The sequence below is a fragment of the Stieleria tagensis genome (genome assembly GCF_024129865.1).
GTDB lineage: Bacteria > Planctomycetota > Planctomycetia > Pirellulales > Pirellulaceae > Stieleria > Stieleria tagensis.
Window position 1 is genome coordinate 123595 of record NZ_JAMYFE010000066.1, and the last position, 13083, is coordinate 136677.

A 13083-nucleotide genomic window follows, 5' to 3' on the forward strand; every position below is an offset into this window, starting at 1 on the left:
GAAATCGCAAATTCTAACGCGAAGTCGCGATGGTCTGTGTGATGCGCGACCGCATTGGTCGGTAGTCGCCATGGCACGCCGAACGCAAAGGCCGCTAGTACCCCCCTTGGGTATCGATACAATCTGACAAATGGAGCACCGCAGTGAGTGTAATGACAGAGAGCCAATCGCCGACGCAACGGTCAGGGCCGGTGCCGGCGGCGATCGCGCTGCGCTCCGCCAGATTTACGAGGCCACGGCGGATCGTGTCTTTCGCTTAATGGTGCGGATGGTCGGTCAACAGGACGCCGACGACTTAACGCAGCAGACGTTTGTTCGAGCGTTCACGAAGCTCGATCAGTTCAGCGGCGAATCGAAGTTTGAAACGTGGTTGTATCGACTGGCCACCAACGAGGCATTGCAGCATCTGCGCCGTGAGCAACATCGGCGGACCAAAGAACTGGTGGTCGAGCCGACTGTTCGGCAAACCGACCACGTCGAACAAGACGAACGTGCCGCGATGGTTCGCCAGACGCTCAATCAACTCGATCCGGAATTGCGGGCAATCTTCACGCTCAAAGAAGAGAGCGGTCTGTCATACCAAGAAATTGCCGCCACACTCGGCATCCCCGAAGGCACGGTCGGTTCGCGATTGAACCGGGCGCGGCGGGAGTTGCGGAGGCTAATCGAAGAGAGCGGCGAGTGACGCGTGTTGCCCCGCACTAATTCAATAGGGACAGCCGACTGTTCGATCGAGTTGAGCGATGGTGCCGGCCAGTGTTGCGTCAATGCGAGCGAGCTGGGTCTCGAACATCAACAGTTCGCGGTAGGTTTCGATCAGCGTGAAGAAGTCCGTGCGTTTGCCACGGTAGTCGGCGATCGAGACTTTGAGCGTGTCTTCTGTTCGAGGAATGATCCGTTCTTCGTAGATGTTGCGTTGCTCGACCAGGGCGTCGGCTTGAACAATCAGACGGCGAATCTTGCCGTACAGTTCGTCGCGTTCCGCTTCCAATCGACGGGTCGTGCTACTGCGTCGGTGGGCTGCTTCGCGGATACCGGAGTTGATTTTCTCTCGCCAAATTGGAAGCGTTGTGCCGATGCTGAAACTGAGCTGATCGTTTCCATTGGCCACGGGGCTGAGGACGTTGTTATTGTCACTGACTAATCCCCAGTTCAATCCAACACTTAAATCAGGATACTGCTGCAAGCAGGCCAAACGCTCTTTGTCGCGGTCGCGTTGGATTTCCCATGCGAGGCCACGTAGCGTCGGATTGCACTGCTCAGCCAACCCGATCAAGTCTTCAATTTGCTGAGGTGTGTCAGTGACGCCGAGTTCATTCATCGTTTCGGGAAGCAAGCCAACGGGTTGCTGTAGCAATGTAGCGAGGTCCACTTGGGCTACCTGCTTCTGTTTGCGAAGCGTAATGAGTTGTTCGTCGAGGCGGTCGGTTTCCAACTGAGCACGCAGCACGTCTTGTTGCGAACCGCCACTGCGGTAGCGTGCCTCAGCAACGTCGGTCAGGTCGGCGACGAGGTCTTTGGTTTCTTCGATGATCGTGATCGCTCGGGTTGCGAACCAGACTTCATAGTAGGCGAGACGAACCGACTCGGTAATCTGGCGAGCAATCGTGTCAACTTCCGCTTGAGCGATTTGCACTTCGCGGTTGGCGATGGCCGCTTTGGTTTTCAGCTTGGCGGGAAACGGCACCATCTGGTTGATCGACACCTGGTTGCCGACCCTGCCAGCAGCCGTCTGGATCGCATTGTCCTGCAAAGGCCAGAAGGTGTTGTTAAATGTCGGGTCGGGCAAGGCTTTGGCCTGCGGGATGACATTGGTCGCCGCAGCGACGCGTTGCCTGGCGGCCAGGATTTTGGGGTGACGTGCCAGTGCGGTGCCTACGAAATACTCGACAGGCTGACCACTCCCAACTCCCAACTCCCCATCTTCCCTCCTGGGCGGATCGAGTTGCAGGAAGTCTCCGAAGCTCTGATTGCCGTCTTCCTGGGGAGGTTGAGCCAAGACGGCGGGCGATGCGATCACCACTCCGTCGTTGTAGCCGACGCGTTGTATGGAAGCAGTTTCTCCCGGCTCGATAGGGAATTGCTGCCAGTCGACGTCGCTGTTCGCACCCGACGTCGGGGCGGAACCGGAGACTGGAGCGGTGACTTCTGCTACCTGAACACCGCGCTGGGAGGCACAACCAGACGTCGACGCGGCAACCAACGCTGCTAGCAGCAATCGTTTCGCGTGGGTCGTTCTGGGGCTCATAGAATGCCGATCCATGGCGTTCAGGTCCTAATGAGCTATAAATGAGCTGTTAAAGTTTGCCTAACCGGTTAATTCCTATTGAACTCTTCGGCCAAATTTCCGATACAGTTCATATACCGGGCATGGGTATCCTTTTCGGAAGGTCACAGTGAGTAACTCCCCCCTAATTCGCACCGCCGTTAATCTTTGTCTGATCGCTGCAATGGTGATTCAGCCGATGGCGCTGGTGGCTGCGCAGGGAACATGTGCTCAAGGTCAGTGCTGCGAGGCCGAGACGGTCTGCCACGCTTGCAAATGCTGTGAAGTGAAATCGGACGGCGATCTGTGCGGTTGCTGTGGCGGCAACGAAGAAGTCGCCGGCAGTTGCTGTACGGCGAAACGAGAACAATCAAAGCATGACGACCTGTTCGGTGAAATCTCCGATGTCGTGCCCGAGCCACTGAAATCCGACGACGAGAAATTGGTTCAAAACCAAGCTGCGTTGTCGTCGTGCATGTGTGGCATTCGATCAGAACCGCTAGCGCCGGCACCACATCGCGTGCCTGTTCCTCAGGTTCGGGAATTAGTCGTGATTGCGTACTTGAATCACGTTGCATCCGAAACTGGACTTTCAATTCGTCCAGGTCAACCGATGTCACAATTGCCGATCGGCGATCAATCACCGCATTTCTCTCAGCGGTTTCTTTGCATCTGGCGCATCTAGCGTCGTCTCGATAGGAGAGCTGCGCGCTCGTAGCTTCTCGTTTTCAAGTTGGCTTTAATGTGAATGATGCTGCGCGCTCGTTCCGTGTGATCTCTATCCAGATGCACTCCCTACGCGATCTGATCGCGTCACCAAAACAATGAACCGGTCACAGCCTGGAGGCGATGACTGGTCGATCATGCGATCCCCTGCGTCGCATCGTCGCCCAGCCACCTCTTTAGCTGACGTTCGTGGATGGAACCACAAACGCGTGCCGGAAAACGCCGCGAGAACTGTTATGAATCAGGACGAACCAATCGAACCCAACGAAGTCGAAGTCGAAGTTGACGGCCAAGTTAGCAGCGTGGATGCGGATGCGCCGACCGATAGCGAGCCAGTGAAAACGGTGGCCGAAGAAACGCCCTCGCCAATTGAAGCCGAACCGACCGCACCGAAAAGTGGTGGCGGGATGAAGTGGCTGGTGCGCACGGGGGTGCAAGCCGCAACGGTCGTCGTCGTCGCCGGTCTTGTGTTTTTCTTACTCGGTGTCGCACAGCGAACGAAGTGGTTGACTGCTGATGGTTTCTCGGGCGGCCAAGGCAATTCCGTCGCGGAAGTCGGTGGCGGCGAAGACAAACGATACATCTGCCCGATGATGTGTACGCCGCCGTCGACAGAGCCAGGTCGCTGCCCCGTCTGTGCGATGGAATTGGTCGAAGCGACTGGCGGCGGAGGCGGTGACGGAATTTCGGTCACCATCGAAGCATCCGCCCGGCGATTGGTCGGTATTCAAACGGTGATGTCGAAGATGGGCGAAGTCAATCGAACGATCCGCACCATCGGCTCGATCGACTTCGACGAAAGCCAACTGTCGACCATCAGTGCGTACATCGACGGCCGGTTGGAAAAAATGTTCGCGAACTACGCCGGTGTGAAAGTCAATGAAGGCGACGACCTGGCGTTGATCTACAGCCCACAGCTCTACACCGCACAAACCGAGTTCATCACCAGCATGAACAGCGATGGCAAGATCGGTCGCTTTCAAATCTCTGGCGGCGATCTGAACAAGATGGCACGGGAAAATTTGACGGAACTGGGCATGACGGAAAGTCAGATCGAGCAGTTGGGGAACTCGGGTCAACCAATGTCGCGCATCCGCATCAAGTCACCGCAGAAAGGAACCGTTATCGAAAAGTCGGCGGTTGAGGGCGACTACGTGAAAACGGGAGACAAGCTTTACCGCGTCGCAGACCTGAGCAGTGTGTGGTTGATGTTGGACCTGTTCCCCGATGACGCTTCGGCTGTTCGATTTGGTCAACAAGTCGAAGCGGAAATTCAGTCGATGCCGGGCGAAGTATTCACTGGCCGCGTCGCTTTCATTGACCCGACCGTGAACCCGAAGACTCGAACAGTACGCGTCCGTGTCGAGATCATGAACTTCGACGGCAAACTGCGACCGGGCGACTACGCCACTGCTCGCGTGACCGTGCCGGCGATCCCAATGGACCAAGTTTACGATCCGGCACTGGCGAACAAATACATCAGCCCGATGCACCCGCAAGTCATCCGCGACGAACCGGGCAAGTGCCCGCTTTGCGATATGGAATTGGTGCCGACTTCGCAGCTCGGGTTCGCATCAGAACCTTTGCCGATGCAGCAAGTCGTGACCGTGCCGCGAGATGCCGTGCTTTTGGCTGGTGAAAACAGCGTGATCTACGTCGAAACCGAACCGGGACGTTTTGAGATTCGACGAGTGGCGATCGGTCCCATGAATCGCAAAGAAGCAGTAATTGTGGAAGGACTGTCGGCTGGCGAGACGGTTGCGACGGGCGGCAATTTCCTGATCGACTCACAAATGCAGCTCGCCGGCAACCCTTCGTTGATGGACCCGACCAAAGCACCGAGCTATTCGCCGGGACCGCTGGAACTTCCCAATACCACTCCTGTCATGCTGGCCAGCGACGCTGGCAATACGCTTGATCGAACCTACGACGCGTACTTTGAAATCCAATGTGCGATGGCGGCAGATCAAACGCCTCCGCCCGTCGCCTTGAACACGCTGATCGAAGGACTCCGCGAACTAGAACTGTCGGCTGGTGTTCCCGATGAAGCTCAACGCAGGTTCGCAACCGCTCGCCGCGCGGCGTCACGCATGGATAGTTCGTTGGAAACGGCTCGCGAAGCCTATCGCGGTGTCAGTCACGCGATGTTGCGAGCGGCCACGGTGGCTCGCGGCCCGAAGACGGCTGTGAAGTTGACGCACTATTACTGCCCGATGGTTCCTGGCGGCGGTGGCGACTGGATGCAGCCCGGCGGCGATTTGCAGAACCCGTATTGGGGCAGCGAGATGCTGACGTGCGGAGAAGTCGTTCGTGACATGGCGATGCCGGTTAGCGAAATCCCCTCGATCGCTCGTACGGTGCAGTAAGGAGACGAACCATGCTAAATCTAATCATTCGCTTTTGCGTTAAAGAACCCTGGCTGGTGGTATTGCTGACCGTTGGTCTAAGCATCGCTGGCTGGATCAGTTTCAAGTCGATTCCGATCGACGCGATTCCTAACATTGGCGAGAACCAAGTCATCGTGCTGACGCCTTGGCCGGGTCGCTCGCCGAAGGACATCGAAGACCAGGTCACCTATCCGCTGAGCGTTTCGTTGCTCGCTGTTCCCGGTGCGGAGTCGGTGCGTGGCAAGAGCATGTTCGGCTACAGCTTCGTGCAGGTCACGTTTAAGGACGAAATTGACTTCTATTGGGCACGCAGTCGAGTTTCTGAGCAACTCGGCAGTGCGGCGTCACAGTTGCCCGATGGCGTCGTACCACAACTTGGTCCGGACGCGACCGGATTGGGACAGGTTTACTACTACACGTTACAACCGCCCGATGAAGGCATGGGGCTCGCAGAACTTCGCAGCATGCAAGACTTCGTCGTGAAGTACGAGTTGCAGGCGGTCGAAGGGGTCAGCGAGGTCGCGTCGATTGGCGGTTACGTTCGCCAGTATCAGATCGAAGTCGATCCCGACAAGCTTCGATTTCACAACGTATCGCTCGATAAGTTGGCGATGTCAATCAAGGGATCGAACTTGGACGTCGGTGCTAAGACTGTCGAAACGACCGGCATGGAGTTCATCGTCCGCAGCAAGGGGTTCCTCGGCTCTGGCGGTGACAAAAACAAAGCGGTCGAGGACATCGAGGACACCGTCATCATGCAGCGTGACGGCGTTCCCGTTCGCGTCCGTGACATTGCCAATGTGCAGATTGGCCCTGACTTTCGTCGCGGTGCATTGGACTACAACGGAGCCGAAGCGGTCGGCGGCGTGGTCGTAATGCGATACGGCGAGAACCCACGCGTCGTGATCGACCGAGTGAAAGAAAAGATCGCCGCGATTACGCCATCGCTGCAAGGCGTAACCATCCATGGCGTCTATGATCGTAGCGGACTGATCGACGAGACGATGGCGACGCTGACGCATGCGTTACGTGACGAGATCATCATTACGGCGATCATCATCCTCTTGTTTCTATTGCACATTCGCAGCAGTTTCGTCGTTGCGATCTGTTTGCCGGCAGCAGTGCTGATGTCGTTCATTGCGATGCGAGTGGTCGGCGTCGGTGCGAACATCATGTCGCTGGCGGGGATTGCGATCGCGATCGGCACGATGGTCGACATGGCGATCATTGTGTCGGAGAACATCTACCAGCATCTATCGGATTGGGAGTCTGGTAGCGAAGAGGCTCGGATCAAACAACCTCGCACGGAAGTCGTCTACGAAGCAACGGTCGAAGTCGCACCGGCCGTCGTGACCGCCGTGGCGACAACTATTGTCAGTTTCTTGCCAGTCTTCTTTTTGACCGGTCGCGATTACAAACTGTTCTCCCCGCTGGCTTACACCAAGACATTTGCGATTGCTGCAGCGATGATTGCGGCCGTCACGATTGTGCCCGCCTTGTGTCGATTGATGTTGCGGAGCAGCGTGCGTCGAAAATCGACCGCGCTGGTTGCCGCGTTGTCTCTCTCCGGATTGCTCGGTGCCGCGTCCCATTTCTTGTGGGGGTCACGACTCGCAGAGCGATTCGGCTTGGATACTTGGATTGTGACCGTGATCGCGGCCACGATTGGGTTCATTGCCGGTTGGCAATTGCTGCGAGAGCGGATTCGGCCAATCGAAGAAATCCCGTCTAGTCGCTTCGTTCGCTGGATTTACGCAGCCCGATTGCGACACGCCCTGAACCACAAAGCGTTCGCGCTTTCGTTTCCGTTGACGCTGTTGATCATCGGAGTGGGTGCCTACGTCGGAATGCCAACCGTGCTTCGTCCGGTCGAAAAGTTCGCGAACTTGTTCGGTGCCGATCTGAATGACTTTCCCGGCTACGTCGATGCCAAGCATGTTTTTACGGGGTTGCAGAGCGACGACTGGATCGCGCTCGACGAAGGAAGCTGGTTCTACATGCCGACGCTGTACCCGGCAGCCAGTTTTTCGCAAGCGATGCAAGTGTTGCAGACGCAAGATGTTTTGATTGGCCAAATTCCCGAAGTCAAAGACGTGCTCGGCAAGATCGGTCGCGTCGAATCGGCACTCGACCCCGCGCCGGCCGCGATGGTCGAAACCTATGTGATGCTCAAACCCGAAAACGAGTGGCGAGAAGGCGTCACTGCTCGCGACGTGTGGGACGAAATCAACCGAGTCGCCACGTTGCCTGGTGTCACGCCCGCGTCGGCGTTACAACCGATCGAGGGCCGCGTGGTGATGTTGCAGTCTGGCATCAAGGCACCGATGGCCATTCGAGTGTACGGCAACCAGCTTGACGAATTGGCTGACGCGGCGATGAATGTTTCGGCTGAATTGAAGAAGTCACCGCTGATCAATGCCGGCACGGTCAATCCCGACATTGTGCTTGGCAAACCGTACGTCGAGTTCACCGTCGATCGTGAGGCGGCATCGCGGTACGGGATGAGTTCGTCGATGGTGAACCAAGTCATCGAAACAGCACTCGGCGGGATGAATCTGATCAAGACGGTGGAAGGACGAGAGCGTTATCCCGTGCGATTGCGATACAACCGCGACCTTCGTGAACAGATCGACGGTTTGAAACGCTTGCCCGTCGTCACGCACTCGGGGGCCGTTGTGCCATTGGAAGAACTAGCAACGCTGGAAACGACTTGGGGTCCGGGTGCAATCAACAGCGAAAACGGCCGGCTGGTCGCTCACGTTTCCTTCATGACCAACGGCAGCAAGGGCGATCTGGAATCAGTCTCCGCGATCGAAGAACAGCTCCGCGAGGCTCAGTCGCTGTCTCCGTCGGACCCGAATCGGTTATCGCTGCCAGCGGGATACTCTCTCGAAGCCGTCGGCAGCTTCCGTAACCAAATCGAAGCCAATCGGCGCTTGATGTGGATCATTCCGATGGTGATCTGCATCAATCTGATGTTGCTTTACATGGAGTTCCGAAACCTCTCGATTTCGTTAGCCGTGTTCTCTGGTATCCCAGTCGCCTTCGCTGGCGGCATGATCGCAGTTGCAACGATGGGCGTGGAACTCAACACGGCAGTTTGGGTTGGTTTCATCGCGCTGTTCGGCCTCGCGGTCGACGATGGCGTCGTGATGGCGACCTACATCCATCAGCTTCTCAAGAAACGCAAGATCGAATCGGTCGAAGACATTCGCAACGTGGTGTACGAAGCGGGACTCAAACGCATTCGACCTTGCATGATGACCACGGTGACGACGCTGGCCGCATTGATTCCAGTGTTGATCGCGACAGGCCGCGGTGCTGACGTTGCTCGCGCGATGGCGATTCCCGTGTTCGGTGGCATGTTAGCCGAACCATTCACTTCGTTCATCGTGCCGACGCTCTATTGCGGCTACCTGGAATTGAAAATGCGTTTCGGATTTCAAGACGAGCTTTGGGAGGGCACCGAAGCGATGCCGGAGGAGGAACTCATGAAAGCGGCATAAAACTTTTCGTTTGCCCGTGAAGAAATTTACGACTCAGGCATCCAAACACTCAACCTCACCAAGATCGACGGACCCAGCGGACGGTGTCCTAACTTTAACAACGGAGTTCTCCCATGAAACGAACACTCATCATCACCGCTTTCTCACTCGCGATGTCCACATCGGGCGTGTTTGGGCAGACGATTCAATCGCAGCACAATCACGCTGGGCACAGCCACGCGATGCCCGGCATGACGCAGGCTCGAGAAGCAACTCAAGTGGGGCCGCATGGCGGTAGTCTGAAACAAACCGGCAACCTGCAAATCGAAACAATTGTTTCCCAAGGCGGGCTGCAAATGTTCGTTTACGACCGCGATGGTCAGCCGGTATCGGTTGACCGGGGACGCGGTGCCGTTTCAGTACGAGTCGAAGGCAATGCGAAACGCTATCGCTACGACCTGTTGCCCGATGGCAAAGGAGCGTTGACCGCTCCTGTGAACTTGTCGCAAATCGCTGGTCGACAGATTGACGTCGATGTGCAATTGGTCGGTATTGTGGCCAGTACAATCTCTTTCAATGAAGTCGCCACCGTTCCGGCCAGCGAGCAACAACGGGCATCCGCGGCGATCGCACGACAAAAAATCTGCCCCGTTAGCGGAAAGCCGCTCGGCAGCATGGGTGATCCCGTCGCGGTCGATGTCAACGGACAGAAGCTCTACGTTTGCTGTGCGGGCTGTGTGGGCGCGGTCAAGTCGGACCCGGCTAAGTATGCCGCCGGTCGCCCGCAGATCACGGTCACCACAGCGACCCAATCCGATGCAGCAGCCATCGCCGCCCAAAAAGTTTGCCCCGTGATGGATGAACCTCTCGGTGGCATGGGCGCTCCGATCAAGGTGATGGTTGGCGACAAGCCGATCTATCTGTGCTGCAAGGGATGCATCAAGAAGATTCAGGCCGAGCCAGCGAAGTATTTGGCGATGGTTTACGGCAGCGGTAATCAAGCGTCTGTTCCCGCAGGTACCGAACAGGTTCGTGAAGGCATTTTCAAAGTGGTTGCTGCCGACGCACCCTTCATTGCCGCACAAAAGAAGTGCCCTGTGATGGATGAACCGCTTGATGCGATGGGTGGGCCGTACAAAGTCAACGCGGCTGGTAAAGCGATCTACATCTGCTGCCCTGGATGCGCGAAGAAGATCGCGGCCGAGCCGCAAAAGTGGCTGGCTGCTTTAAAGTCTCAAGGTGTCGATGCTCCAACGATTCGCTAGGAATAGACAATCAGTTTGGTAGGGGGGAGACATGAAGACTGAAAACTCCATGTCTCCTTGTCTCCCACTCTTCCCAACTCAACACACGCGGGGGCGGTGTCGCGGCTGATTCACGCAAGTGATGACGTCACCACGCCGTCCCTGCCTTTTTGTTTTCAACTTACGACAAGGAAGTCGTCATGAAATCGCTATGGAAATACTGCGCTACCGCGGCGCTCGCTCTGACCCTTATACTTTCCGCTGGATGCCAATCGCTGCCCTGGCTGGGCTATCGAAAAGACGAACCGGCAGTGACCGCTCAGCAATACGCCGAGCAAGCTGCCGCCAACATTCAATACGACACAGCGATTGATTTCGACACTGACTACCAATCGCCCGCAGCAAATTCGTTCACAACCGCTCCCACTTCAGGTTACTCACGCTCCTCATCGGGTGGCGGAAGCTGTTGCCACTAACGCGGGAGCACGCTCTACCATGAAGTCTCAATCCACACGCTCGATACCTTGGTTGGCGTATCGAGTGGTTCGGCGTTTTTCGATCGCAAACGTCTGTCCCTTTTGTCAGTCGCCGATCGACGAGATGCCGCGTACGCCGACGCCGAGCGAATACGGTACGTCGGCAACGATACCGCAGTCCATTCAAGTTAATTGAGCCACCAATAACGTCGTGTCATCGAACGCCTTGCGGCCCTTGCGAAACGTTTCGATGGACGATTCAAACGCTTCAACCAGTTCCCGAGCGTTGCAGCGTTTGACGGTGTTCATCAACTGCTCAATCCGCTCCGTTCCGTACTGTTCTTCACTCGGGTCAAACGCTTCGGTCACTCCGTCGCTAACGATTACTAGACGAGCCGCATCGCCGAGCTGGATTGTTTCTTCGCTGTAGTGGGTATCGTCCTCGACGCCCAAGATCAGGTCGCCCACATTCAATCGCACCGGTGTTTCGCGTCCAATCTGCAAGAACGGAAATTCATGGCCTGCATTGGCGTAGGTCAGTTGTCGCCTTTTTGGGTCAACGACCAGTAGCGTCATCGTCGCAAAGTGTCCCATTATCACGTACTCGCAGTAGCGCTCGTTGACATCCGTCAAAATCTGGGCAGGGCTGGACGATTGCTTTGCCGCTTCTGACACAAACGCTTTCAACAACGTCGCCGCCATCGCGGCTGGTACGCCATGACCCGATACATCCGCGACGCAGAGTAGATATCGCCCATCGGACAATGGAATCACGTCGTAGTAGTCACCGCCAACATCGTCAGCCGGCTCGAACAATTCCGCGACGTCGATTCCAACCAATCCATTCACTGTCGGGCGTAGGTTCTGTTGAATTTGGCTCGCCTTTTCCATCTGAACGCGATGGTCGCGCTGAGCGTGATCCAAAGCCTCGGTCATCGAATTGATTTGATCGGCGAGATAACTCAGTTCTCGACAGCTTCTCGTACGTGCAATCACGCTCAGGTCGCCGGCGGCAACACTCCGCAGCGCCGAAATGAAACCTTGGATTGGTTTGGCGATCAATTGCCGTAATACCGCGCTGACCACGAAGGAAGTAATCCCTCCTAGCAATAGGACTCCGAACATCTGGATCAACAACGAGCGGCGTGTTGCGCCCACGACTGCTGAACGTTTCTCGGAAATGTAGACAGTGCCCGCTGGTCCAGTGAAAGACCCCACAACGAGCGAGCCGGTGGCATTTGATCTGGCGAGGGTTGAATCAGCCGCAGACCGCATTGCCAGGAGCATTTCGTCGGAAGCATGCCCATGCGAGATAGCCTGGTACGGAAGCCCTTGCCATTCGGCAGCAATATGGTGACCCGGCGAATCGTCGGTATTCATTCGAGCGCAGACGTTGTCGACCAGATTTTGAATCGCCTCGCCGCCGTGGGATTCAGCGACCAACAGTGATTCGTACATCGTTTTAGCTTCTTCGGTCAACGCGATCTGCTTCTCGTTCAAATGCCGATCCATCCTCACGCGGTAGTCAACGACAAGAAACAGAACGACAAACCCAAAGAGAATCGCATTGACGAGGACAAGCAGTTGCCGGCTAATCGGCAACTGGTGCCATCGGTGTTTGAATGTGTCCATCACGGCACCTTAAACAGAGAAGCCGGGCGAGTGTTCAGGCTCGCCCGGCTGATGTGGGGTCGAACGAAATCAGAAGCGACTAGCTGAGTTCAGCGGGCTCGACTTCCGTTGCACTTGCCGATCCTTTTCCGCAGCATGCAGCACCAACGCTGCAGCAGTACGCTCGCTTTGCACAGCAGGTCGGTTGACCGGCCGCGCCGACGACGTCGCTGGTTGCAGCGTTCGTTCCAGCGTGCTTCCCACAGCATCGTGCGTTCACCGAGCAGCAATAGGCACGCTTGGCACAGCACGTGGGTTGAGAAGTTGCGTTCGCCACGTTGTCAGTGGTCGCTTTCGCTTCAGCCTGTTTGTCACAGCACGGTGCATGAAGCGTACAGCAGTATGCGTGCTTTGAACAACACGTCGGCCGAGCCGATGCGGCGGAGGCGTCAGCATTACCAGCGGGGACGAACGAAACGGCAAACAAAACAGCAGAGAATACAGTCGCTAACATTTTGGAAACTCCAGGATTGATGGCGCAGCCGACATCGACTTGCACCGATTGGGAAACAGAAACATCTTCATTTTTGAATTGGTCTGGCTTCGCAATTCGAAGCAGAGGCAACCGCTAAACCTGAAGACGAATGTGCCAATCAATCAGAGAGCTGGGACAAGCCAACGAGACCGACCGCACGAGTGCGACCGACTCCGTCCGCCAGTCAAACCGTAAGAAGTCGCTGTGACCCAAGCCGCGAGGCGATGGATCGTGGGTGGAAGTTCGCGGCGGCAGCCAAACCGTTGTCTCACACGAAGCCATTGCAGGGCATTCGTGCAAAGGATTACTGTCACAGCAGCCGTGCCCGACCGACAGCGGATGGCAGCACGCAT

8 protein-coding genes are annotated in these 13083 nt (G+C 56.5%); 6 read left to right on the plus strand and 2 right to left on the minus strand.

Translation table 11 applies throughout. From position 1 onward, the window contains the following. The first annotated feature begins 130 nt into the window (after positions 1-130). On the plus strand, positions 131-685 hold the full coding sequence (locus NHH03_RS16510) for an RNA polymerase sigma factor (protein ID WP_253158089.1): 555 nt from the start codon (positions 131-133) through the stop codon (positions 683-685). A 21-nt stretch (positions 686-706) separates the two neighbouring features. Here NHH03_RS16510 and NHH03_RS16515 read toward each other — a convergent pair whose 3' ends face one another. Continuing rightward, the gene (locus NHH03_RS16515) at positions 707-2248 is read right to left on the minus strand and encodes a TolC family protein (protein ID WP_390895576.1); all 1542 of its coding nucleotides are present in this window, start codon (positions 2246-2248) and stop codon (positions 707-709) included. Positions 2249-2396: 148 nt separating this feature from the next. Here NHH03_RS16515 and NHH03_RS16520 point away from each other — a divergent pair, with 148 nt between their 5' ends. From NHH03_RS16520 to NHH03_RS16540, 5 genes are all read left to right on the plus strand, one after another. After that, complete coding sequence (locus NHH03_RS16520; RefSeq protein ID WP_253158091.1) at positions 2397-2951, plus strand: hypothetical protein; 555 nt, start codon at positions 2397-2399, stop codon at positions 2949-2951. Positions 2952-3228: 277 nt separating this feature from the next. Beyond that, positions 3229-5358 (plus strand): efflux RND transporter periplasmic adaptor subunit, encoded by a 2130-nt coding sequence (locus NHH03_RS16525; RefSeq protein ID WP_253158092.1) that lies wholly within the window; start codon positions 3229-3231, stop codon positions 5356-5358. A gap of 11 nt (positions 5359-5369) precedes the next feature. Beyond that, positions 5370-8885 (plus strand): efflux RND transporter permease subunit, encoded by a 3516-nt coding sequence (locus NHH03_RS16530; RefSeq protein ID WP_253158093.1) that lies wholly within the window; start codon positions 5370-5372, stop codon positions 8883-8885. 113 nt (positions 8886-8998) lie between these two features. Beyond that, complete coding sequence (locus tag NHH03_RS16535) at positions 8999-10129, plus strand: hypothetical protein (RefSeq protein WP_253158094.1); 1131 nt, start codon at positions 8999-9001, stop codon at positions 10127-10129. 179 nt (positions 10130-10308) lie between these two features. Next, complete coding sequence (locus NHH03_RS16540; RefSeq protein WP_253158095.1) at positions 10309-10584, plus strand: hypothetical protein; 276 nt, start codon at positions 10309-10311, stop codon at positions 10582-10584. Between the two features lie 183 nt (positions 10585-10767). Here NHH03_RS16540 and NHH03_RS16545 read toward each other — a convergent pair whose 3' ends face one another. After that, the gene (locus tag NHH03_RS16545; RefSeq protein WP_253158096.1) at positions 10768-12216 is read right to left on the minus strand and encodes a PP2C family protein-serine/threonine phosphatase; all 1449 of its coding nucleotides are present in this window, start codon (positions 12214-12216) and stop codon (positions 10768-10770) included. Positions 12217-13083: the final 867 nt, after the last annotated feature.